The sequence below is a fragment of the Streptomyces sp. NBC_00247 genome, assembly GCF_036188265.1.
Classification (GTDB): domain Bacteria; phylum Actinomycetota; class Actinomycetes; order Streptomycetales; family Streptomycetaceae; genus Streptomyces.
In genome coordinates this window covers 1344717-1368127 of sequence record NZ_CP108093.1, presented here as the reverse complement: position 1 = coordinate 1368127, position 23411 = coordinate 1344717, and the positions used below count along the sequence as shown (strand labels likewise).

Below are 23411 nucleotides of genomic sequence, written 5' to 3'. Positions count from 1 at the left end.
CGTCACCCTGCGTGAGGTGGCCGTGCGGCCCGGCCATCGGGTTGCATGGGGGGCATGGACACCCTGGATCTCCGCAACGAAGCAGACGCCATTCTCGCCGAACTGGTCGGTGATCCGGGCGGCTCGGCGCGGCTGCGGGAGGACCAGTGGCAGGCGGTGTCGGCCCTGGTGGAGGACCGCCGCCGGGCCCTGGTGGTGCAGCGCACCGGCTGGGGGAAGTCGGCGGTGTACTTCGTCGCCACCGCCTTGCTGCGCCGCCGCGGCGCCGGCCCCACCGTGATCGTCTCGCCGCTGCTCGCCCTGATGCGCAATCAGGTCGACTCGGCGGCGCGGGCAGGGATCCAGGCCCGCACCATCAACTCGGCGAACCCGGAAGAGTGGGAGACCATCTACGGCGAGGTCGAGCGCGGCGAGACCGACGTCCTCCTCGTCAGCCCGGAGCGCCTCAACTCCGTCGACTTCCGTGACCAGGTGCTGCCCCGGCTCGCCGCCACCACCGGTCTGCTGGTGGTCGACGAGGCGCATTGCATCTCCGACTGGGGACACGACTTCCGGCCGGACTACCGCCGCCTGCGCGCGATGCTCGCCGAGCTCGCCCCCGGGGTACCGGTCCTGGCCACCACCGCGACCGCCAACGCGCGCGTCACCGCGGACGTCGCCGACCAGCTCGGCACGGGCGCGGGTGAGGCGCTCGTCCTGCGCGGGCCGCTGGAGCGGGAGAGCCTGCGCCTCGGAGTCGTACGGCTGCCGGACGCCGCGCACCGCCTGGGCTGGCTCGCCGAACATCTGGACGAGCTGCCCGGCTCCGGAATCGTCTACGCCCTCACCGTCGCCGCGGCCGAGGAGGCCACCGCCTTCCTCCGGCAGCGGGGCTTCGCGGTCGCCTCGTACACCGGTCGCACCGAGAACGCCGACCGGCTCCAGGCGGAGGCCGACCTCCAGGAGAACCGGGTCAAGGCCCTGGTCGCGACCTCGGCCCTCGGGATGGGCTTCGACAAGCCGGACCTGGGTTTCGTCGTCCACCTGGGCTCCCCCTCCTCTCCCATCGCCTACTACCAGCAGGTGGGACGAGCGGGCCGCGGTGTGGCCCACGCGGACGTGCTTCTGCTGCCGGGCAAGGAGGACGAGGCCATCTGGCGTTACTTCGCCGACACGGCATTCCCGCCCGAGACCCAGGTGCGGCAGACCCTCGCGGCACTTGAGGGTGCGGGCCGGCCGCTTTCGGTGCCCGCCCTGGAGACGTCGGTCGAGCTCCGGCGCAGCAGGCTCGAGACGATGCTGAAGGTGCTGGACGTGGACGGCGCGGTGAAGCGGGTGAAGGGCGGCTGGACGGCCACCGGTGCCCCGTGGGAGTACGACGCCGAGCGCTACGCCTGGGTGGCGCGGCAGCGGGCGGCCGAGCAGCAGGCCATGCGCGACTACGTGAGCACGTCCGGATGCCGGATGGAGTTTCTGCGTCGTCAGCTGGACGACGAGGGCGCGGCCGCGTGCGGCCGCTGCGACAACTGCGCGGGAAACTGGGCCGACTCCTCCGTATCGGCGGAGACCCTCTCGGGTGCGGCGAAGGAACTGGACCGGCCAGGGGTGGAGGTCGAGCCGCGCCGCATGTGGCCGACGGGTCTGGCCGCGCTGGGCATCGACCTGAAGGGGCGTATCCCGGCCAGGGAACTGTGCTCCGGCGGGCGGGCCCTGGGCCGGCTTTCGGACATCGGCTGGGGCAACCGGCTGCGCCCGCTGCTGGCCGAGAACGCGCCGGACGTACCCGTTCCCGACGACGTCCTGCACGCGGCGGTCGACGTTCTCGCCGACTGGGCGCGCTCCTCGGGAGGGTGGGCGGCGAACACCCCGGAAGCCTCCGCCCGGCCGGTGGGTGTCGTCGCGGTGCCGTCCCTCTCGCGCCCGCGGTTGGTCGGCTCCCTCGCCGAGGGAATCGCGACCATCGGCCGGCTGCCCTTCCTGGGCACATTGACGTACAGCGGGCCGGAAGGGGAGCACACCGCGCGGCGCAGCAACTCCGCGCAGCGTGTCCGAGCATTGTCGGGCGCCTTCACGGTCTCCGACGAACTGACGGCCGCGCTGGCCGCGTCGCCCGGCCCCGTCCTGCTCGTGGACGACTCCACCGATTCCGGCTGGACCCTCGCGGTCGCCGCGCGGCTGCTGCGCAGGGCCGGCGCCGAGCAGGTCCTTCCGCTGGTGCTGGCCGCCTCCGGCTGAGTCCTCGCAAGCTCCGTCACCGCATGCCGGGTCTCCGCCCGAGCGGCTTCCACGTACCCGGCCGGGCTGGTTCACTGCCTCGGCGGTGCCGCCCGGTCGAAGACCGCGGCGGAGGGAACGAACCCGACCGGGAGGGCCGCCGCGGACCATGGCTGCGTCACGGTCCTCCGCACGCCGACCATCGCCAGGGCTGGCAGGGCGAAGCGCACGAGAACCAGCGGCCCGCGCTTCAGCGTCGCGGCCGGACGGACCCACCGGTTCTGAGAGCCGCTCTCCTCCGGTCATCCCACGGCTGGTTGCCCCTTCTCCCCGCCGATCCCCCATGAAGGCCGCCGCCGACGGGCGGACGCTGTCACCGGGGTGATGGAGGAGCCGGGGGGTGGAGCGGAGGGACATGCGGGCGTTCCGATGGCGAGCGGGCGCGCAAAGCGGGTCGTGGTGTCGGGTGCCGTGCGCTTCGATGTGCTTCCGAGTGGTCATGTCCCCATGAGAGGCCCTCCCTCTGACAATGCGCCAGTGACGCTGAGTGCCTGTGGATAACAGTTATCCACAGGGGTCGCGGAAAATGGCGTCGTGCGGGACGGTCATCCCATGAACAAACATCATGAATCCACCGGCCCCGCCGACACCCAGCAGGTCACTCTGCGTGGCCCCGCAGACCTCGCCGACGCCCTTCCCTATCTGCTGGGATTCCATCCGACGGACAGTGTGGTCCTCGTGGCGTTGCACGGTGGCAGTGGCCGCTTCGGGGGGCGACTGCGCCACGGAATTCCGGGGTCGGAGTCGGAATGGGGTTCGGTCGCGGGTCAGTTGGCGGACTGTCTGATCTCGGGAAGCGAGCGGCGGGGCGACCGGCCCGACGCGATCGTCCTCTTCCTGTGCCAGGACCCGGGCCCGGGGGAGGCCGCCCACGAGGTCATGGAGAGGTTGAGGCCCTTCGCCCAATTCCTGCGCACCGCTTGCGGTTCTCTCGACGTCCCTGTGCTGGAGGCGCTCTGCATCTCCAACGGCAGGTACTGGTCGTACTGTTGCCCGGACGGCCGGTGCTGTCCGAAAGAGGGCAACCCTCTCGCCCTGCCGGGCACCACGGTGATGGCCGCTGCCGCTGCCTATGCCGGGATCCAGGTCAAGGGCTCGCTCCGTGAGCTGGAACAACGGCTCGTGCCCTGGTCCGGCGCGCTCGCACCGGAGCAGCTTCGCGCGTTGGACGAGGTGGGCGCGGCGATGGTGGCCCGCATCCTCGACACTCACGGGCGCAGCCAGGTGGCCACGGAAACCCTGAACCTGGCGAGAGGCCTGCTGGAGCGCGTCGGCAAGACGCCCGTGCCCCCGGCCGCGGATGCCGCGGACTGCCGCGACGACGGCCTGATCAGTCACGACGAGGCCGCCGCCGTGATCCTGGGACTTCAGGACCGCGAGACCCGGGATCGCGCCGCACGGTGGATGGAGGGTCCGGAGGCCCACGCGGCACTGCGTCTCTGGCGTGCTCTCGCCCGGCGTTGTGTGGGCCCTTACGTGGAGCACGCCGCCGCCCCGCTGGCGCTGGCCGCCTGGGTCTCGTGGTCCACCGGGGACGAGCCGGGCGCGCGGGTGGCGCTCTCGCTCGCCCTCCGGGCGGACCCGGACTACGCCTTCGCCCAGCTTCTCCACCAGGCGTGCAACGAAGGCGTGGATCCGGAGAAGCTACGGCGTTGTCTGCGGGAAGAGGAGGAGGAAGCCCTGAAGTCCGCTGCCGGAGAAGGTGCGTCTCGGCCCCGCAGGGCAAGCCGGGTGCGTTCCGGCGCGCCGGCCGGGCCGTCCGGCAGAACTCGGAGCGGTAGGGCCTCCGGTCACAACCGTCCCGTCACCCCGGCCAATCCGGGGGCGGCAGGGACCCGGCGCCGTGAGCGGCTGCCGCGCGGACAGCAGGAGGACAGAGACGGCACCAGCGGCTGAGCGGGCATCCGAGCCGCGTGTCCGTACGGCTGCGCTTCCGCGCGGCCCCTCGCGACGCGACTCCGTTTCCGCACTGCTCCGGCTTCCGCACGGTTCGGCCCGCACGGTTCGGCCCAGGCGCTTCGGTCCTCGGCGCCCGGGCACGGGCGGCTGGAGCGCGAGCGGGCGGGGCGGCTGGAGTGCGAGCGGGGCGTTGCGGCGGGAGTGCGGCGCGGCGGGTGCGTCGCTGTCCCGGGGGTCAGACCACACCGCACCACCGCGTCACCGCCGCGCGCACCTCCCTTCGGCTCCCTTCGGCATGTTCGTCGGCATCGGCATCGGGTGGTCGTGCGCGCACCCGTCCCGGTGGGATACGCCTTCAAGCGCTGCGGAATGGAGTGTTTATCGTCAGGGAGACGACTATGATCACCGCATGCCGTCCTACGACCCGTCGACTTTCCCGCCCTTCGCTGTCACGGTCGACCTGGTCGTGCTGACAGTGCGGCGCCACGCACTGTGCGCGCTGGTCGTGCGCCGCGGGGAATCGCCCTTCCAGGGCTGCTGGGCTCTGCCCGGCGGGTTCGTCCGTGCGGACGAGGACCTGGGCGCCGCGGCGGCCCGCGAGCTGGTCGAGGAGACAGGGCTCTGCGCGCACGATCCGGCCGTTTCCGGGGCCGGCAACGGTGCCCACCTCGAACAGCTCGCCACGTACGGCGCCCCGGCCCGTGACCCACGCATGAGGGTCGTCAGCGTGGCCCACCTCGCGCTCTCGCCCGACCTCCCCGCTCCCCGCGCGGGCGGGGACGCCAACAGTGCGCGGTGGGCACCTGTGGACGACCTTCTGGCCGTGGGCGCTGACACGGCGCAGGAGGCGGAGTCGCCCGCCCCCCTGGCGTTCGACCACTCCCGTATTCTCGCGGACGGCGTGGAGCGGGCGCGTTCCAAGATCGAGTACTCCTCGCTCGCCACGGCGTTCTGCCCGCCGGAGTTCACGGTCGGAGAGCTGCGCCGCGTCTACGAGGCCGTGTGGGGAGTGGTCCTGGACCCGAGGAACTTCCACCGCAAGGTAACCGGTACGCCAGGATTTCTGGTGCCCTCCGGAGGCACGACCACACGACAGGGCGGCCGTCCCGCCCAGTTGTTCCGTGCGGGTTCTGCGACGGTCCTCAATCCGCCCATGCTGAGGCCGGAAGTCTGACCCCGGTAGTCGGCGGGGAGAACGCGTGAGCGATCTCGTGATCGGTGCTCTGCGGTGCCCCGCGGTGCCCCGCGGTGCCCCCGCGGTGCCCCGTGGTTTCCCGAGTCCGTGAGCGCGGAACACTCGTAGACTCCTTGCTGCACCAAAAGTCGTAAATGTCGCGTTATGTTGCTGAGGTACGCACGCTCCCTGCCGCCGAGCGGTCATACCTTCCGCGAGAGAAGCGATGCTCCAGGCCATCGGACTGACCAGTGCCCGCCGCCGCGACCTGCCGCCCGCGGTGGACGATCTCACCTTCGAGGCCCGCTCGGGCCGTGTCACCGCGCTTCTCGGCGTCCCGGGCGCCGGAAAGACGACGGCCCTGCGCCTCATGCTCGAACTGGACCCCGGGCGCGGAGTCACCTACTTCAGAGGGCGTCCGCTGCACCGGATCGGCCATCCGCCGCGGGAAGTGGGCGTGCTCCTCGGAGATGTACCGGGGCATCCTGCGCGGACCGCGCGGGGGCAGTTGCGCATGCTCTGCGCCGCCGCCGGGGCTCCCTTGTCGCGCGCCGACGAGATGCTCGATGTCGTGGGTCTCTCCGGGCTCGGCGACCAGCGCATCGGCGGGCTCTCCGTCGGGATGGACCGCAGACTGGGGCTCGCCGCAGCCCTGTTGGGCGACCCGCACACGCTGCTGCTCGACGATCCCACCGACGGGCTTTCCTCCCACGAGAGCGGCTGGTTGTACGGGCTGATGCGCGCGCACGCGGCCCAGGGGGGCACGGTGCTGTGGACCACCTGCGACCCCAAGGAGGCCATCCGCTCGGCGGACCGCGTCGTCACCATCGGCGACGGCAGGCTCGTGGCCGACCAGGAGGTCGCCGACTTCGCCCGTACCAGACTGCGCCCCCGCGTCGTCGTACAGTCCCCGCACGCCGCCCGACTCGCGGCAGTCGTCGGCCGGGAAGCCCGGGACGCGCGCCGGTCCGTGGAGATCGTGGCCGAGGAGGGGACACGCCTGTCGGTGTACGGCAGCAACTGCGCGGAGATCGGGGACGCCGCGTTCCGGTACGACATTCCCCTGCACCGGCTCGCCGACGAACTCGGCGACGCGGGCCCTCCCGCGCCTCCCGCACCCGCGCTCGCCTCCGCGGCGGCGCTCTCGGAACTGCCCCCGCCGATCACCGTGCGCCCTCCGCGGGGTCCGCTCCGCCCGATGCGGTACGAGGTGAGGCGCATGCTGGGGGTGACGACAACGCCGTTGATCATGGCAGTGGTCGTGATCGCGTCGGCGGCCGCCTCGGTGCTGCTGGCGCGTGTCGGAGGAGTCTCGCAGTCGCATCTGCTCGCAGGCTGGCCGACGCTGCTGCCGCTCCCTCCGGCAGCGCTCGGGGCAGGCCTGTTGGGGGCACTCTCCTACGGCGACGAATTCCGCTACCCGGCTCTCGCGGCGAGCAGGGGGACGGTGCCGAGGCGGCTCGGTCTGCTCGTGGCGAAGCTGCTCGTCACCGGGGCGGCGGTGACCGTTCTGTCGCTCCTCGTCGTGGTCTGCGACATCCAGTTGCTCCGCCTCTTCTACGGGGAAGAGGTGGCCGCGGTTCCCGGGAACGCGGCATTGCTGGCGGTGAGTTGGGCCGCTCTGGCCGTCGGCTGCGCCTGGGCGGGGCTGCTCGCCGCGGGAATCTTCAGGGTGGCCGGTGCGGGAGTGGCGGCCGTGCTCGCCGTCCCGGTGCTCGTGATGCCGCTGTTGCAGAAGGTGTTCGCCGGCCCCGCCGCGCACGCGCTGACCGGTCTTCCCGCCCGCCTGCGCGGACTGGCCTGGCTCGACATCCCGCCGGGACCGGACCGGTGGTTGCTGGCGGCCGGCCGGATCCTCGCCCAGCCCGTCGGCCTGGCGCTTCTCGTTTCGCTGGGGGCTCTGGTGTGCGCCTACGCGGGCACCGCCTTGCGGAACAGGGCACGTTGGTGATCATGAGGGAGCCGAAGGCCGGGCGGCGAACGTCAAGCGCGGCCCACCTTGACCGAATTGAGACGATAAAGCGTCAATTGCGGCGTCAGCGACGATCACCCTTTCGTGTGCTTTTCAGCAAAGACCTCAAGGGGTGCGCGAGCCAGGCCGACAAATGATGCGTGAGTACCCTTGCGCACACCATGATGACCACCGCCCGCTCCGCCGATTCCGGCCTCGCCGGCCCGGGCGATCTCGACCGTTACCCATACTCGGAGCCGGCCGGCGACCGTGCGCCGCTGCGGTCCTGGGGCGGCTCGGAATCCGAGCTGGGGCGCACCGGCCGCCGGGGGTCGGCAAGCCGTGGCCGAGGCTTGCACGGTCAACTCGTCCAGCAACTCGGTCAGATGATCGTTTCGGGTGACCTCGGTGCGGACCGCCCGCTCGTTCCCGAAGAGATCGGGCAGCGATTCGAGGTCTCCCGTACCGTCGTGCGCGAGTCCCTGCGCGTCCTCGAAGCGAAGGGGCTTGTCAGCGCCCGACCCAACGTGGGGACTCGGGTGCGCCCGGTGAGCGACTGGAACCTGCTCGACCCCGACATCATCGAATGGCGCGCCTTCGGCCCTCAGCGCGACGACCAGCGCCGCGAGCTGGCGGAGCTGCGGTGGACGATCGAGCCGCTCGCGGCAAGGCTCGCCGCCGGGCATGGCCGGGAGGACGTTCAGCAACGGCTCGGCGACATGGTCGAGATCATGGGACACGCGCTGGGGCAGGGGGACGCAGTCACCTTCTCCCGTGCCGACGCGGAGTTCCACGCCCTGCTGATCCAGGCCGCCGGTAACCGGATGCTCGACCATCTCTCCGGCATCGTGTCCTCCGCTCTCCACGTCTCCGGCAGTCCGGTCACCGGGTGCGACCGGCCGAGCGAGGCTTCGGTCGGCCAGCACGCCAGGATCGCGGACGCCCTTGCCGCGGGTGACGAGGCCGGTGCCGAATCGGCCATGCGGCAGCTCCTCGTCGTCGTTCACCCCGAGGTGGAGCGAGTGGTTCCGGCTCCGCGCGAGCACTGAGAGCGGTACGGCCGGGGTACACGCACCCTGTGCCGCCGGACCGTGCGGTCCGGCGGCACAATTGTGGAGGGATGTCGTACCTGGCAGTGTTCGTCGCAAATGAGGTGTGACTCGGGCCACGCGGATTGGGCGTAACACTCCTCGAAACAATGCGATGACCTAAGAGGTGACCGCCGCGGAAGGAATACAGCAGCCATTCGGCGCGCTGTGCAGATCCCAGGCCAAGCCCGCGCCGTCGGCGACACTCCAGTCGACGGACGTCGGTTCCAGCCCTCCAGGGCGGGGCCGGAAGCCGTTTCCATCGTTCCGAGAGGTTGTTCGTGTCGGCCAGCACATCCCGTACGCTCCCGCCGGAGATTGCCGAATCCGAGTCCGTCACGGCGCTCATCGAGCGGGGAAAGGCTGATGGGCAGATCGCCGGCGACGACGTGCGTCGGGCCTTCGAGGCTGACCAGATTCCGCCAACCCAGTGGAAGAATGTTCTGCGCAGCCTCAATCAGATCCTCGAGGAAGAGGGTGTGACGCTGATGGTCAGTGCCGCGGAGTCGCCCAAGCGCGCCCGCAAGAGCGTCGCGGCGAAGAGCCCGGTCAAGCGCACCGCCACCAAGACCGTCGCGGCGAAGACGACCGTGACGAGGACCGTCGCGGCATCCGCCGCCCCGGCCGTCGACAGCGCGGACGCGTCCGGCGAGTCCGGTGCGGTCCCCGCGAAGAAGGCGGTGGCCAAGAAGGCCGCCGTGAAGAAGACCGCCGTGAAGAAGACGGTGGCCAAGAAGACCGCCGCCAAGAAGTCCGGCAAGCAGGACGACGACCTTCTCGACGGTGACGAGGCGGTCGAGGACGTCAAGGTCGGCAAGGGCGAGGACGAGGAGGGCGAGGGCGAGAACAAGGGCTTCGTCCTCTCCGACGACGACGAGGACGACGCGCCCGCGCAGCAGGTCGCCGTCGCCGGTGCCACCGCCGACCCGGTCAAGGACTACCTCAAGCAGATCGGCAAGGTCCCCCTCCTCAACGCCGAGCAGGAGGTGGAGCTCGCCAAGCGGATCGAGGCGGGTCTGTTCGCCGAGGACAAGCTGGCGAACGCCGACAAGCTCGCTCCGAAGCTCAAGCGCGAGCTGGAGATCATCGCCGAGGACGGCCGACGGGCCAAGAACCACCTGCTGGAGGCCAACCTCCGTCTCGTGGTCTCGCTCGCCAAGCGCTACACCGGTCGCGGCATGCTCTTCCTGGACCTGATCCAGGAGGGCAACCTCGGTCTGATCCGCGCGGTCGAGAAGTTCGACTACACCAAGGGCTACAAGTTCTCCACGTACGCCACCTGGTGGATTCGTCAGGCGATCACCCGCGCCATGGCCGACCAGGCCCGTACCATCCGCATCCCGGTGCACATGGTCGAGGTCATCAACAAGCTGGCGCGTGTCCAGCGGCAGATGCTCCAGGATCTGGGCCGCGAGCCCACCCCGGAGGAGCTGGCCAAGGAACTCGACATGACCCCCGAAAAGGTCATCGAGGTCCAGAAGTACGGCCGCGAGCCGATCTCCCTCCACACCCCGCTGGGTGAGGACGGAGACAGCGAGTTCGGTGACCTGATCGAGGACTCCGAGGCGGTCGTTCCGGCCGACGCGGTGAGTTTCACCCTCCTCCAGGAGCAGCTGCACTCGGTGCTCGACACCCTCTCGGAGCGTGAGGCGGGCGTTGTCTCCATGCGCTTCGGTCTCACCGACGGTCAGCCGAAGACACTGGACGAGATCGGCAAGGTCTACGGGGTGACGCGCGAGCGCATCCGGCAGATCGAGTCGAAGACCATGTCGAAGCTCCGCCACCCGTCGCGTTCGCAGGTTCTGCGCGACTACCTCGACTAGGCCGTGCCCTGAAAGTAGCGCTGTCCGCCCGGAGGGCGTCGCCGGACGGGCGGGACTTTCACAACACGATCTAGGCCGACCGGTCCCAGATCGGGCCGGGGGCCCGGAACCACTCGGTTCCGGGCCCCCGGCCCGATCTCTTTGGGGGTGCGGGCCGCTTCGGACTGAATGACTCTGAGTAGGTGATATCCACCTCGGAGTCAGGAGTGTCCATGTTCCACAGGTTCGCTCGCGCCTTGACCGGGGCGGTGGCGCTGACGGCGGCCACCGCCCTGGCGGCCGGGTCCCCGGCGTCCGCCGCGACCGACAGCATCATCATCGGAGGAGAGCCCGCCAGCGTGGTGGACAGCCCGTGGGTGGTGGCTCTGTCGAGCCGCGCCCTGTTCGGGGAATCGCGCGGCGGGCAGTTCTGCGGGGCGGTGGTGGTCGCTCCCACCAAGGTGCTGACCGCAGCCCACTGCCTCGGCTCCGACGTGCTCGGGGGGGAGGTGGCCGACGTGCCGGACCTGCGGATCATTGCGGAGCGGGACGATCTGCGCGGTACCGGAGGGCGGGAGATCCCGGTGAAGGAGGCGTGGGTCAATCCCTCGTACAACCCCAGTACCAACGTGGGCGACGCAGCCGTGCTGACGCTGACCGAAGCGCTTCCGGAAAAAAGTTCGATTCCGGTCGCCCGGGAAGGTGACACCGCCTACCTCGCGGGCGGGCAGGCGCTCGTCTACGGGTGGGGCGACACGACGGGGTACGGGACGTACGCGTCGACGCTGCGGGCGGCCTCGGTACAGGTTCTGTCGGACGAGGCGTGCGACCTCGCCTACCCGGGCGGCTCACGCGGGTCGTACGACGCCTCGTCGATGGTCTGTGCCGGTAACCCCGATGGCGGTTACGACGCGTGTCAGGGCGACAGCGGAGGGCCACTGGTGGTCGAGGGGCGTCTCATCGGCCTGGTCTCGTGGGGCAACGGCTGCGCACGCGCGGACAGCCCGGGGGTCTACACCCGGGTCTCCGCCGCGGTCGCGTGGGCGGCCGGCAGGATCTGAGAACCTCACACCTCCACCCCACCCCTGGACTCGCCCCACGGCGGGACGGAGCACATGAGAACGGGCGGCCTCCCCTACCGGGGAAGCCGCCCGTCGGACGGTCGGAGACCGGCCCATCGCTCGTCGTGGATGCGAGGTGTCAGTGTTGTGCCTCGTCGGCGGCACCGGCCTGTACGGCGGTGAGCCGATCCGTCTCATCCTGTATTTCCGCGGCGATCTTCTTGAGTTCCGGCTCGAACTTGCGCCCGTGGTGGGCACAGAAGAGCAGTTCACCGCCGCTGGTGAGGACGACGCGCAGGTAGGCCTGGGCGCCGCAACGGTCACAGCGGTCTGCTGCGGTCAGCGGGCTCGCGGGGGTCAGAACAGTAGTCACGTCGCCTCTTCTCTAGCTCGACGAGCTGTCGTACCAGGGTCAACATCCAACCAGGCCGAAAACGTTCCCGCTCGTGGCATTTCTTCGAAAACTTCTCTTCAGGTGGCTGGGCTGCCGACGGTTGGCGGCGAATGTGCCGTATTGCGGAGCGCTACGGTTTCGCGTTGCTGGTGTCGGGTCGGTCCTCCGGCCGGCTTGCCGGTTGTTCATGAGGACGTGCCCGGAGCCTAAATGGTTCATGCCTCAAAAGGAACGTGATGTGCACGTCACTCCGAGGGATGATCGAACATCCATGCGATCTGTTGGGGGGCTCGACTAGCATGATGATTCCCCGAGGGTGGCGTGACAACCGCTCTACCAGGCCTCGGTAGGCTTTCAGCGGCCACCACGGCCGCACCCGATACCCAAACGGGCCCCCATTGAAATTCAGCGAGGAGCGAACCGCGTGACCGCCGATACGTCCGTGCCGTCCACTGCGCTGCTGACCGGAGCCGGCGGCGTCGTCGACAGGGACAGCTCCAACTACACCGCGCGGCACCTTCTCGTCCTCGAAGGGCTGGAGGCCGTCCGCAAGCGTCCCGGCATGTACATCGGGTCGACCGACAGCCGCGGCCTCATGCACTGCCTCTGGGAGATCATCGACAACTCGGTCGACGAAGCCCTCGGTGGGTACTGCGACCACATCGAAGTGATCCTCCACGACGACTCCTCGGTCGAGGTGCGCGACAACGGCCGTGGCATTCCCGTCGACGTCGAGCCCAAGACCGGGCTCTCCGGCGTGGAGGTCGTCATGACCAAGCTCCACGCCGGCGGCAAGTTCGGCGGTGGCTCGTACGCAGCCTCCGGCGGCCTCCACGGCGTCGGCGCCTCGGTCGTCAACGCGCTCTCCGCGCGCCTCGACGTGGAGGTCGACCGGAACAGCTCCACCCACTCCATCAGCTTCCGGCGCGGGGTGCCGGGTGCGTTCGTCGAGCAGGGGCCGGACAGCCCCTTCGACCCGGACAACGGGCTCCGCAAGACCAAGCGGGTGCCCAAGGCCCGCACCGGTACCAGGATCAGGTACTGGGCGGACCGGCAGATCTTCCTCAAGGACGCCAAGCTCGACCTTGAGACGCTGTACCAGCGCGCCCGCCAGACGGCCTTCCTCGTGAACGGACTCACCATCGTCGTGCGCGACGAGCGTGGCCTGAACGGCGAGGGCAAGACGGAGGAGACGTTCCGCTTCGACGGCGGCATCAGCGAGTTCTGCGAGTACCTCGCCCAGGACAAGGCCGTCTGCGACGTGCAGCGGCTGACCGGACAGGGCACCTTCAAGGAGACCGTCCCGGTCCTCGACGAGCGTGGGCACATGACCCCGACGGAGGTCACCCGCGAGCTGGGCGTCGACATCGCGCTGCGCTGGGGCACCGGCTATGACACCGTGGTCAAGTCCTTCGTGAACATCATCGCCACCCCCAAGGGCGGCACCCACGTGGCCGGATTCGAACGCTCGCTGACCCGTACGGTCAACGAGGCACTGCGTTCGGCCAAACTGCTCCGGGTCGCCGAGGACGACGTCGTCAAGGACGACGCCCTGGAGGGCCTCACGGCGGTCGTCACCGTCCGGCTCGCCGAGCCCCAGTTCGAGGGGCAGACCAAGGAGGTGCTCGGTACCTCGGCGGCCAACCGGATCGTCGCCAACGTGGTGGCCAAGGAGCTCAAGGCCTTCCTGACGTCGACCAAGCGCGACGCCAAGGCGCAGGCCCGGGCAGTGCTCGACAAGGCGGTGGCCGCCGCCCGCACCCGCATCGCCGCGCGTCAGCACAAGGACGCCCAGCGTCGCAAGACGGCCCTGGAGTCCTCCTCCCTGCCGGCGAAGCTCGCCGACTGCCGCAGCGACGACGTGGAGCGCAGCGAGCTCTTCATCGTCGAGGGGGACTCGGCCCTCGGCACGGCCAAGCTCGCGCGCAACAGCGAGTTCCAGGCGCTGCTGCCCATCCGCGGCAAGATCCTGAACGTGCAGAAGGCGTCCGTCTCGGACATGCTGAAGAACGCCGAATGCGGGGCGATCATCCAGGTCATAGGGGCGGGGTCGGGCCGGACCTTCGATATCGACGCCGCCCGCTACGGCAAGATCGTTTTGCTGGTGGACGCCGATGTCGACGGCGCGCACATCCGTATCCTGCTGCTCACGCTCTTCCAGCGGTACATGCGGCCGATGGTGGAAGCGGGCCGGGTCTTCGCCGCGGTGCCTCCGCTGCACCGCATCGAGCTGGTCCAGCCGAAGAAGGGCCAGGACAAGTACATCTACACGTACTCGGACGGTGAACTGCGCCAGACGCTGGTGGACCTGCGGCGCAAGAACACCCGATTCAAGGACTCCATCCAGCGGTACAAGGGCCTGGGCGAGATGGACGCCGACCAGCTGGCCGAGACCACGATGGACCCCCGCTTCCGGACCCTGCGACGGATCAACATCGGCGATCTGGAGTCTGCGGAGAAGGTCTTCGACCTGCTGATGGGCAACGAGGTCGCGCCCCGCAAGGAGTTCATCACGAGCTCGGCGGCGACCCTGGACCGCTCGCGCATCGACGCCTGAGCGGCTCGTTACCTCCGCCTCGTACGCCTCTCCACCCGTGGGTGGAGAGGCGTACTCCGCCTGTGACCAACCCGGGGGGTCGATCCCTCGGCAGCTCTCCGTCCGTAGCGGTGTTCTTGTGATCGTCGCCGTCGCCGGCCGGACTCTGCTGCGCCAGCTCTCGGCACGTCAGCTGTCGGCTCGGTGGTGGCTCCTTCCCGGAATCCTGGCGGTGCTCCCGCTGCGTGGCGGAATGCTGCTCGACAGGCGGCACGAGACCGTGTCGGCGGGGGCGCTCGCAGTCGAACTGATGGTCGGGCTCGGCCTCGGCGCCGGCTGGGGGTTGACGGCCCGGGTCTGGCTGGACGCGGACGGCTCCCCGTGGTCCGGGGCACCCGAGCCACGGCGTTCGTCTGGGCGGGCGGTCTGGCGCTGCGTGCCGCCCTCTGGGCCGCCGGGACGGCCATGGGGGTGGAACAGGGCGGTGACGGTCTCCGGCTCGCTCTGGCCGTCACCCTGCTGGTGCGAGGAGCGGTCCTGTACCGGCGTCCGGAGCCGTCCCTTCGGATCCGGCCGAGCTCGCGGGGCAGTCAAGCGCACGCGGCGGCGTCGCCGTCGGCAGGCGGCGCTCCGCATCGCGCCGCGACCCGCGCCGGTGACGGGACAGGGATTCCGGTGGCGCGAAGGGACCTTCCGTGACCGCGGCGATCTGGACCTCGTGGCCTTCTCGCGAGGCGCTCGCACGCATGCCGAGGGCGCCCGCCCGGTCAGCCCCGTCCGTACTCGTCCGGACTCTGCTCATCGCCGAAGGGCTCGACAACACCGAGAGCGCGCGCCGGCCGCACGTTTCCCCGGCCACGGTGAGAACGCGCGTCAACCACCTGTTCGCCAAGACGGGGGTGCGGGACCGGGCGCAGGCGGTTCGTTACGCATACGTACGAGGGCTCACACGGTCACCTGGTACGGATGTCACCTGAACAGGTGAAAGCGGTGCATGCTGCAACCGAGATCCCCCCTGTCCGGACACTCTTGGCTGAGCGGCCGAAAAGGCTCGCGGACAAGGGAGTTGTTCGGTGGAGAAGGAAGCAGGGCGGGTGGAGGCGGTGACCCGGCTCGACGAGCCGTGGTACGACGCACTGGCCCCAGCGTGGGGCGAGCGGGACGGTACGGGGACAGCGGCGCCCGATGCTCCACCCCTCCCCGGGGCTCCGCAGAGCGGCCACAGCGCTGCCGACATCTACCGAGAGGTCCAGCGGAGCGAGGCTTTCCGCGAAGTGCGCCGCCGATACCGGAGGTTCGTCGTTCCGGCGACCGTCGCGTTCCTCCTCTGGTACCTCGCCTACGTGGTCGCGGCCACCGGGGCACCCGGGCTGATGGCCCGTCCGGTGGCCGGGGCTCTGAATGTCGCCATGGTCGCCGGGCTCGGCCAGTTCCTCACCACCTTCCTGCTGACCTGGGCGTACGCCCGGCACGCGCGGCTCCGCCGGGACCGGGCGGCGCTGGAACTGCGCTGGGAGACCCAGGAGCTGACGAGAGGTGTCGAGCGTTGAGCGGGGACCATCAGACGCTCGCGCTGGTGCTGTTCAGCGCGTTCATCGCCGTCACCCTCGGCATCACCACCTGGGTCGGACGTACCCGCCAGGGCTCGGCCGAGGAGTTCTATGCCGGGGGCCGGCTGTTCTCTCCCATGGAGAACGGTTTCGCCATCGCCGGTGACTACATGTCGGCTGCCTCGTTCCTCGGCATCTCCGGGCTCATCGCCCTCTTCGGCTACGACGGGATGCTGTATTCGGTCGGGTTCCTCGTCGCCTGGCTGGTCGTCCTGCTCCTGGTGGCCGAACTCGTGCGCAACTGCGGACGGTTCACCCTGGCCGACGTGGTGGCCGCACGCATGGCGGAGCGCCCCGTGCGCACCGCCGTCGGGGCGTCGTCGGTGACCGTCTCGGTGCTGTACCTCGTCGCGCAGATGGTCGGTGCCGGCAGCCTGGTCGCCATGCTCCTCGGCGGTACCAGCGGCGCCACCCGTTCCTGGACCGTGGTCGGGGTCGGCGCACTCATGGTGGTCTACGTCTCGTTCGGCGGCATGCGAGCCACCACCTGGATCCAGATCGTCAAGGCCGTCCTCCTCATGGCCGGCACGATCGCCCTCACCGTGGCCGTTCTGGTCCGGTTCCACGGTGACGTCAACGCACTGCTCAGCACCGCGGCCGAACGCAGTGGCCACGGACGGAGTTTCCTCGCGCCGGGACTCAAGTACGGCGGCGGTTGGACGGCACGCTTCGACTTCATCAGCCTCGGACTGGCGCTGGTCCTCGGCACGGCCGGACTGCCGCACATTCTGTCCCGCTTCTACACGGTGCCGACGGCCCGTGCGGCCCGGCGGTCCGTCGTCTGGTCGATCGGGCTGATCGGCAGCTTCTACCTGATGACGATCGTGCTCGGGTTCGGCGCCGCGGCACTTGTCGGGCCCACCGCGGTCCGGTCCTCCAGCGAGGCCGGGAACACCGCGGTTCCGCTGCTGGCGCTGGCGCTGGGCGGCGGCGAGGGAGCCACCGGCGGAACGATTCTCTTCGCCGTGGTCGCCGCCATCGCTTTCGCCACGATCCTGGCAGTGGTCGCGGGGATCACCCTCGCCTCCTCGGCCTCGGTCGCCCACGACCTCTACGCCTCGCTCCGCCGCCCCGGCGGCAAGCCGTTCGGCGAGGTCGCGGTAGCCCGGGTGGCCGCCGTCGGGATCGGGGTGGTCGCCATCGGGCTGGGCCTGCTCGCCCAGGACCTCAATGTGGCCTTCCTCGTCGGGCTGGCCTTCGCGGTGGCCGCCTCGGCCAACCTTCCGGCGCTGCTCTACTCGCTCTTCTGGAAGAACTTCACCACCCGTGGTGCCGTCTGGGCCGTGTACGGGGGGCTGGTCCCGGCTCTGATTCTCGTACTGCTCTCGCCGGTCGTCTCCGGCTCGCCCACCGCCCTCTTCCCAGGGGTCGACTTTCAGCTCTTCCCGCTGGAGAATCCCGGTCTCGTCTCCATTCCCCTCGGATTCCTCGCGGGGTGGATCGGCACGGTGACCTCCGCCCAGCCGCCCGACGAGGACAGGCACGCCGAGATGGAGGTCAGGTCGTTGACCGGAGCCGGGGCGGTCTGACCGGAGCCGGGCGGTCCGGCAGTGGTCCGACCGGAGTCGGCGCGTTCCGGCAACAGGCCGGGGGCCGACAACAGGCCGCGGTACGGCAGCGGGCCGCGGTCCGGCAAGGCGGCGTGGTCCGGCGGCGGCCGGGTGGTGGGGCGGAGGTTTTGACGGGCACGCAATCGGTTTGCGTTCCTTGCGCTAATCTTGCGCTCATGACGCGACGACTTGCTCAGGTGGCACAGAAGGTTGGGGTCAGTGAGGCCACGGTCAGCCGGGTCCTGAACGGTAAGCCAGGCGTCTCGGACGCCACTCGGCAGGCGGTGCTCTCCGCGCTGGACGTGCTCGGGTACGAGCGACCGACCCAGCTGCGGGGCGAGCGGGCCAGGCTGGTCGGGCTCGTTCTTCCCGAACTCCAGAATCCCATCTTCCCGGCTTTCGCCGAAGTGGTCGGCGGCGCCCTCGCCCAGCAGGGGCTCACGCCCGTGCTCTGTACGCAGACCAAGGGCGGGGTCTCCGAGGCGGATTACGTGGACCTGTTGCTCCAGCAGCAGGTGTCCGGAGTGGTCTTCGCCGGTGGCCTCTACCACCAGGCGGACGCCGCCCACGACCACTACAAGGTGCTCGCCGACCGTCGCATCCCCGTCGTCCTGATCAACGCGGCCATCGCCGAACTCGGCTTTCCGGGTGTCTCCTGCGACGACTCCGTCGCGGTCGAGCAGGCGTGGCGGCATCTCGCCTCGCTCGGGCACGAGCGGATCGGCCTGGTTCTCGGTCCCGGCGACCACGTTCCCTCCCAGCGCAAGCTCGACGCCGCACGGCAGTTGGCCCGTGAGTACGGGGCGACGATCCCGGACGAACACGTGGCACGGGCCATGTTCTCGCTGGAGGGCGGCCAGGCCGCGGCTTCCCGGCTGCTCGACCGGGACGTCACCGGCATCATCTGCGGCAGCGACCCGCTCGCGCTCGGCGCGGTGCGCGCGGTACGCCGCAGGGGGCTCTCCGTGCCGCACGACGTGTCGGTGGTCGGATACGACGACTCCGCCTTCATGAACTGCACCGAACCGCCCCTGACGACGGTTCGTCAGCCCATCGAGGCCATGGGCCGGGCGGCCGTCGAGCTGCTGTCCGTGCAGATCGGGGGCAAGGCGGTGCCCTCCGACGAGCTGCTCTTCGAGCCGGAACTGGTGGTGCGCGGATCGACCGCCCCGCCGCCGCGCGAGAATTCGCGCTGATCTGTCGCTATCTTGCGTTGCCGGAGCGGCTCTCAGGGGCCGATGAAGCGATCGAGGAAATGACCGGGGAAGGCAACGCCTGCGGCGGGGGCGGTCCGGTGTACTGGCCGCGGGGGCGCAGGCGCAGGGGCCGTTCCGCGTACTCCTCCAGGGCGTGCGCGATCCAGCCCGCCGTGCGGGCCACCGCGAACACGGTCTCACCCGCCTCGGCGGGCATGGCCTCGGAGACCGACAGCACGGCCAGCGCCAGATCGACGTTGGCGTGCAGAGGTACGTGCCGGGCGGCGGTCGACACCACGTCCCGCGCCGCGGCGAGCGCCGAAGCGGCCTCGGGCACGTCCTCCAGCAGGGCGAACAGGACCCGTGCGCGGGGGTCTTCGCCGTCGTAGAGCCGGTGGCCGAGTCCGGGGATCCGCCTTCCGGTACGCAGGTGGTCGGCGACGACCGGTGCGGCACCGCCCCGTTCCACGACCTCCCGGAGCATCCGGTGGGCGAGCCCGCTGGCCGCCCCGTGCAGCGGTCCTTCCAGCGCCCCGAGCCCCGCCGAGACCACGGCGTACGGATGTGCGTGCGCGGAGGCCGCCACCCGGACGGCGAGGGTGGACGCCGCGAGGTCGTGGTCGATCAGCAGCGCGAGCGCGGTGTCCAGCACGGCGAGTGACGCGGCGCCGACGGGACGCGCGGTGAGCGCGGGCCACAACCGGGCCGCGATGCCGGGGCCGGCGGGGCCCGTACCGGTGCGACCGACGTCGCCGACGGGAGCCCCGGAGGCCGGGACCCGGTCGGCGGGCGCACCGGCGGCCGGCAGCAGTGCGCCCACCAAGGTCGGGATCAGGCCGCGCGCCGCGTCCAGGACCGAGGCGGGGGAGAGGTCGAAACGCAGTGGGTCGGCAGCCGCCGCAGCGACGACCGCGACCCGCAGCCGGTCCGTCGTCCCGCTGTGCGCGGGCAGTGCGGCGACGGCCTGTCGTGCCGCGGTCAGGGCCTGCGGGGGAGCGGAGAAACGGACGCCCGGCCTGAGTTCGCCGGTCCAGAGCCATTCGGCGACTTCCTCGTACCCGTGGTGCAGGGCGAGTTCGCCCGCGTCGACGCCCCGGTAGTAGTAGCGGTCCTGGTCGATGAGGGTGATGCCGGTACGGAAGACCAGGTCCGCCCCGCCCGCCGGCAGGGGGTCGCGCCGACCTGTGCGCCGGGCCAGGGCCCGCACCTCGTCGGCGTCGAACGTGCTCCCCCGCCCTCCGGGCGCGCGCACGCTGCTGAGCTGACCGCGGCTGACGTAGGCGTACACCGTCTCCGGTTTCACGCCGAGCAGAGCGGCCGTCTCGCGCGTACTGAGCCGCTCGCCGGTTCCGGTGTCGAAGTCGCGCGCTCCCTGATCCGTCATGTGCTCACCGTATCCACTCCACTATATATTGATTCAATCAATATTGACGCCCATGCAATCAAGCATGGATAGTCGAATCAATGACCTGGGAGAGCGTGACCAGGAAGAGGAAGATCCGAAGAGGAGCCGGCGATGCCGACCAAGACCCACAGCCCCGCCCCGACCGGCGTCCCCCGCGGCCTCGCGGGTGTCGTCGTCACCGACACCGTCCTGGGCGACGTCCGGGGGACCGAGGGCTTCTACCACTACCGCCAGTACTCGGCGATCGAGCTCGCGCAGACCCGGAGCTTCGAGGACGTCTGGTACCTGATGTTCCACGGTGAGCTGCCCGACGAGCCCGCCCGCGCCGCGTTCGCCGCGCGCACCGCCGAGCTGCGCCACCTCCCGGACGAGGTCCGCGCGGCGCTGCCCGCCATCGCCCGCGCCGGAGCCGTGTCCGGCCCGCTGGCGGGGCTGCGTACCGCGCTCTCCCTGCTCGGCGCCTCGGCCGGGTACCGCCCGCTGTACGACATCGAGCCGGGTCGCCGCCGTGAGGACGCGCTCGCCGTCTGCGCGGCGGTGCCCACCCTGTTGACCGCCCTGCACCGTCTGGGCGAGGGTCTCGAACCGGTCGAACCGCGCGACGATCTGCCGCACGCCGCCAACTACCTGTACATGCTCACCGGCGAGTTGCCCGACGCCGTCCGTGCGCGGGCGGTCGAGCGCTATCTCATCTCCACCGTCGACCACGGGTTCAACGCGTCCACCTTCACCGCGAGGGTCGTCGCCTCCACCGGTGCCGACATGGCCGCCTGCCTGGTCGCGGCGGTCGGCGCGCTCTCCGGCCCCCTGCACGGAGGTGCGCCGAGCCGCGCACTGGACACGCTGGATGCGATCGGCACCCCGGACCGTATCGACGGCTGGATCCGCGAACAGGTCCTCTCGGGCGGACGGATCATGGGCTTCGGCCACCCGGTCTACCGCACCGAGGATCCGCGTTCGCGGATGCTGAGGGAGATCGCCCAGGACTTCGGCGGCCCGCTCGTCGACTTCGCCGTCGAGGTGGAGCGTCAGGTGGAAGCCATCCTCGCCGAGCTCAAGCCGGGCCGTGAGCTGCACACCAACGTGGAGTTCTACGCCGGAGTCGTGATGGAGCTCTGCGGGCTTCCCCGGGCCATGTTCACGCCCACCTTCTGTGCGGCGCGGGTGGTCGGCTGGAGTGCCAATATCCTGGAACAGGCGGCGGACTCGAAGATCATCCGACCCGCGGCCCGCTATGTCGGGACGCCTCCGCCGCAGCCGGTCCCGGCACCCTGACCGTGGTGCCGCCATTGCTTCGCTCCGTGAGGATGGCCCGTCTTGCCCGCTTCGGCCCCACCGGGTGATGCCCGCATTCCGCAGATCCCGGTCCTCGTGCTCGCGGGTTTCCTCGGTTCGGGCAAGACCACCCTGCTGAACCACCTGCTCCACCACCGCGCCGGAAACCGCGTCGGCGTGATCGTGAACGACTTCGGGGCCATCGAGATCGACGCCATGACGGTCGCCGGACAGGTCGGCTCGACGGTCTCGCTGGGCAACGGCTGCCTGTGCTGCGCGGTGGACGCGAGCGAGCTGGACTCCTATCTGGAGACCCTGACGCGGCCCGCCGCCCGCCTCGATCTGATCGTCATCGAGGCCAGCGGACTCGCCGAGCCCCAGGAACTCGTACGGATGCTGCTGGCGAGCGAGAACCCGAGGATCGTCTACGGCGGGCTGGTCGAGGTCGTCGACGCGGCCGAGTTCGAGCGCACCCGGGAGCGGCACCCGGAGACCGACCGGCACCTCGCCGTCGCCGATCTGGTGGTCCTCAACAAGACCGACCGGATCGACGACGCCGAGCACGAGCGGCTGTACGCCTCGGTCACCTCGCTGACCGACCGTGCCGCCGTCGTCTCCACGGAACACGGACGGATCGACCCGTCGCTGCTCTTCGACCCCGCGCTCCGTCCCGACAGCGACCGGACGGCGGCCCGCCAACTCACCTTCGAGGACCTGCTGGCAGGGGAGGCGGACCAGCACGGCGGATCGGGGAACCACGGCGGAGCCCATCCCCACGCCGCGTACCAGAGCGTCGAGCTCTCCACCGGAACGCCGCTGGATCCCCGCCGGTTCATGCGGTTCCTCGATTCACGGCCCGAGGGGCTGTACCGCATGAAGGGCTTCGTGGACTTCGGCGCTGCCGACCCCCGCAACACCTACCTGGTGCACGCGGTGGGCCGGTTCCTCCGGTTCGTCCCGCGTCCGTGGGCCCGCGACGAGCCGAGGCTCACCCAACTCGTCCTGATCGGTTCAGGGTTCGACGGGGAGGCGCTCCTGCGGGAACTGGAGGATTGCCGGACGCCCGGCCCGGGCGGCGCGGACTCGGGCGGCGCGGGCCCCGGCGGCGTACCGGAGGCCGAGCCGCGCGACGCGGACGATCTGGAGCGCGCCATGTGGGGGGTCCTGCGTTACGTCGCCACGGGCCGGTCTGCCGATGGAGCCGACCGGCCCGTGGAAGACGACGGACCTGCCGAGCCGGACCTGCGGTAGGCACTGTCCGGCGGGGGTGCCGGGTGGCTCAGCCGGTCCTCGCGGAGTGCCGCGAGCCGGATCGCGGAGCCGAGTGGCCCCGACGGGGTGGTCGAGCATGGCCTGTGCCGTGCCAGGGGGACCGCTCCGGCACAGTTCGGGCGGGGCGTCATGCCGACTGGCGGACGCCGTGGTGCCCGGCCGCGATGCTCCTTCAGCATGTCGTCGGGCGTCGCACAGAGTCTCGGCGCGAGGGTGGCCACGTCGTTCGTCACGAAACGATAGGGGTAGCTCCCTCGTTCTCGTCCCTGCGGACATCCCTGCGGACATCCCTCGGACCACGTGACCAGGAGGAACCAGTGTCGTACGAGGAACCAGCGTCGTACCCGAAGCCGCTCACCCCCGAGGAGAAGCTCGCCGACGCGAAGCAGCTGTTGAGCCTCCCGCGTGTCGTCGTGATCTGCGGCTCCACCCGCTTCATGGCCGAGATGAACGAGGCCGATCTGCGGGAGACCGGAGCCGGAAGGATCGTCGTCAAACCGGGCTGTGACATGAAGTCACCGCACGCACTCTGGTCCGATCCTGTCGAGGCCGAGGCGCTGAAGGTTCGACTCGACGATCTGCACCGGGCGAAGATCCGGCTCGCTGACGAGGTGCTGGTGGTGGGCGATTACGTCGGAGACAGCACCCGAGCCGAAATCGCCTACGCCCGGTCGCTGGGCAGGCCCGTGCGGTTCACGCACCCCGAAGTCGACCCTGGCGCCTGACCGCCCGCCGCCACCCCCGACGACCAGGGCCGGCAGCCCGCCGCCCGGCCGCCCTTCGTCGACGGCCCCGCCCGCCCGGTTGCCGTTTCCGATCCGTCCCGGGGAACCCGGACCGGTGCGCGTCGTGGACCGGTACGAGTCGTGCGCCGACGCGCGAAGCGAGGCCGGTAGTCCGGGCAGTGGTTCGTCGGGGCCGTCGTCGGGGTCGATCACGGTGGGG

The 23411-nt window shown here is 70.5% G+C and carries 16 protein-coding genes and 1 pseudogene; 15 read left to right on the top strand and 2 right to left on the bottom strand.

The window, feature by feature from the left end:
• Window positions 1-54: 54 nt before the first annotated feature.
• From OHT52_RS05390 to OHT52_RS05360, 7 genes are all read left to right on the top strand, one after another.
• Window positions 55-2214 (top strand): RecQ family ATP-dependent DNA helicase, encoded by a 2160-nt coding sequence (locus OHT52_RS05390; protein WP_328718982.1) that lies wholly within the window; start codon window positions 55-57, stop codon window positions 2212-2214.
• A gap of 591 nt (window positions 2215-2805) precedes the next feature.
• Window positions 2806-4149, top strand: a complete 1344-nt coding sequence (locus OHT52_RS05385) for a DUF4192 domain-containing protein (protein ID WP_328718981.1) — start codon at window positions 2806-2808, stop codon at window positions 4147-4149.
• A gap of 412 nt (window positions 4150-4561) precedes the next feature.
• On the top strand, window positions 4562-5326 hold the full coding sequence (locus OHT52_RS05380) for an NUDIX hydrolase (RefSeq protein ID WP_328718980.1): 765 nt from the start codon (window positions 4562-4564) through the stop codon (window positions 5324-5326).
• A 226-nt stretch (window positions 5327-5552) separates the two neighbouring features.
• Window positions 5553-7277, top strand: coding sequence for an ABC transporter ATP-binding protein (locus tag OHT52_RS05375; protein ID WP_328718979.1), 1725 nt, complete (start codon window positions 5553-5555; stop codon window positions 7275-7277).
• Window positions 7278-7438: 161 nt separating this feature from the next.
• Window positions 7439-8326 (top strand): FadR/GntR family transcriptional regulator, encoded by an 888-nt coding sequence (locus OHT52_RS05370; protein WP_328718978.1) that lies wholly within the window; start codon window positions 7439-7441, stop codon window positions 8324-8326.
• 320 nt (window positions 8327-8646) lie between these two features.
• Window positions 8647-10188 (top strand): RNA polymerase sigma factor, encoded by a 1542-nt coding sequence (locus tag OHT52_RS05365; protein ID WP_327178371.1) that lies wholly within the window; start codon window positions 8647-8649, stop codon window positions 10186-10188.
• Window positions 10189-10400: 212 nt separating this feature from the next.
• Window positions 10401-11228 (top strand): S1 family peptidase, encoded by an 828-nt coding sequence (locus OHT52_RS05360; protein WP_328718977.1) that lies wholly within the window; start codon window positions 10401-10403, stop codon window positions 11226-11228.
• Between the two features lie 139 nt (window positions 11229-11367).
• Here OHT52_RS05360 and OHT52_RS05355 read toward each other — a convergent pair whose 3' ends face one another.
• Entirely contained in the window at window positions 11368-11601 is a 234-nt protein-coding gene (locus tag OHT52_RS05355) for a DUF7455 domain-containing protein (protein WP_327178373.1), read from the bottom strand.
• A 445-nt stretch (window positions 11602-12046) separates the two neighbouring features.
• Here OHT52_RS05355 and OHT52_RS05350 point away from each other — a divergent pair, with 445 nt between their 5' ends.
• From OHT52_RS05350 to OHT52_RS05330, 5 genes and pseudogenes are all read left to right on the top strand, one after another.
• Window positions 12047-14179, top strand: a complete 2133-nt coding sequence (locus tag OHT52_RS05350; RefSeq protein WP_328718976.1) for a DNA gyrase/topoisomerase IV subunit B — start codon at window positions 12047-12049, stop codon at window positions 14177-14179.
• 737 nt (window positions 14180-14916) lie between these two features.
• Window positions 14917-15135 (top strand): annotated as a pseudogene (locus OHT52_RS05345) (response regulator transcription factor); the annotation flags it as partial.
• Between the two features lie 96 nt (window positions 15136-15231).
• A complete protein-coding gene (locus tag OHT52_RS05340; RefSeq protein WP_328718975.1) occupies window positions 15232-15708 on the top strand; it encodes a DUF485 domain-containing protein in 477 nt (158 codons plus the stop codon).
• Window positions 15705-17297 carry a solute symporter family protein gene (locus OHT52_RS05335; protein WP_328718974.1) on the top strand — a complete coding sequence of 531 codons (1593 nt, stop codon included), beginning with the start codon at window positions 15705-15707 and terminating at the stop codon, window positions 17295-17297. Before OHT52_RS05340 ends, OHT52_RS05335 begins: the two co-directional genes overlap by 4 nt.
• Window positions 17298-17494: 197 nt before the next feature.
• On the top strand, window positions 17495-18514 hold the full coding sequence (locus OHT52_RS05330) for a LacI family DNA-binding transcriptional regulator (protein WP_328718973.1): 1020 nt from the start codon (window positions 17495-17497) through the stop codon (window positions 18512-18514).
• 7 nt (window positions 18515-18521) lie between these two features.
• Here OHT52_RS05330 and OHT52_RS05325 read toward each other — a convergent pair whose 3' ends face one another.
• Window positions 18522-19898, bottom strand: coding sequence for a citrate synthase (locus OHT52_RS05325; protein WP_328718972.1), 1377 nt, complete (start codon window positions 19896-19898; stop codon window positions 18522-18524).
• 132 nt (window positions 19899-20030) lie between these two features.
• Between OHT52_RS05325 and OHT52_RS05320 the strand changes: the two genes are divergently transcribed.
• From OHT52_RS05320 to OHT52_RS05310, 3 genes are all read left to right on the top strand, one after another.
• Window positions 20031-21194 carry a citrate synthase/methylcitrate synthase gene (locus OHT52_RS05320; RefSeq protein ID WP_328718971.1) on the top strand — a complete coding sequence of 388 codons (1164 nt, stop codon included), beginning with the start codon at window positions 20031-20033 and terminating at the stop codon, window positions 21192-21194.
• A gap of 42 nt (window positions 21195-21236) precedes the next feature.
• The gene (locus OHT52_RS05315; protein WP_328718970.1) at window positions 21237-22445 is read left to right on the top strand and encodes a CobW family GTP-binding protein; all 1209 of its coding nucleotides are present in this window, start codon (window positions 21237-21239) and stop codon (window positions 22443-22445) included.
• A 338-nt stretch (window positions 22446-22783) separates the two neighbouring features.
• Complete coding sequence (locus tag OHT52_RS05310) at window positions 22784-23191, top strand: hypothetical protein (protein ID WP_328718969.1); 408 nt, start codon at window positions 22784-22786, stop codon at window positions 23189-23191.
• Window positions 23192-23411: the final 220 nt, after the last annotated feature.

What these genes read in the sequence shown, in the direction of transcription:
- OHT52_RS05330 (WP_328718973.1), top strand. Translation starts at nt 17,495, where the DNA reads ATGACGCGACGACTTGCTCAGGTGGCACAGAAGGTTGGGGTCAGTGAG.
- OHT52_RS05360 (WP_328718977.1), top strand. Translation starts at nt 10,401, where the DNA reads ATGTTCCACAGGTTCGCTCGCGCCTTGACCGGGGCGGTGGCGCTGACG.
- OHT52_RS05320 (WP_328718971.1), top strand. Translation starts at nt 20,031, where the DNA reads ATGCCGACCAAGACCCACAGCCCCGCCCCGACCGGCGTCCCCCGCGGC.
- OHT52_RS05385 (WP_328718981.1), top strand. Translation starts at nt 2,806, where the DNA reads ATGAACAAACATCATGAATCCACCGGCCCCGCCGACACCCAGCAGGTC.
- OHT52_RS05325 (WP_328718972.1), bottom strand. Translation starts at nt 19,898, where the DNA reads ATGACGGATCAGGGAGCGCGCGACTTCGACACCGGAACCGGCGAGCGG.
- OHT52_RS05375 (WP_328718979.1), top strand. Translation starts at nt 5,553, where the DNA reads ATGCTCCAGGCCATCGGACTGACCAGTGCCCGCCGCCGCGACCTGCCG.
- OHT52_RS05390 (WP_328718982.1), top strand. Translation starts at nt 55, where the DNA reads ATGGACACCCTGGATCTCCGCAACGAAGCAGACGCCATTCTCGCCGAA.
- OHT52_RS05380 (WP_328718980.1), top strand. Translation starts at nt 4,562, where the DNA reads ATGCCGTCCTACGACCCGTCGACTTTCCCGCCCTTCGCTGTCACGGTC.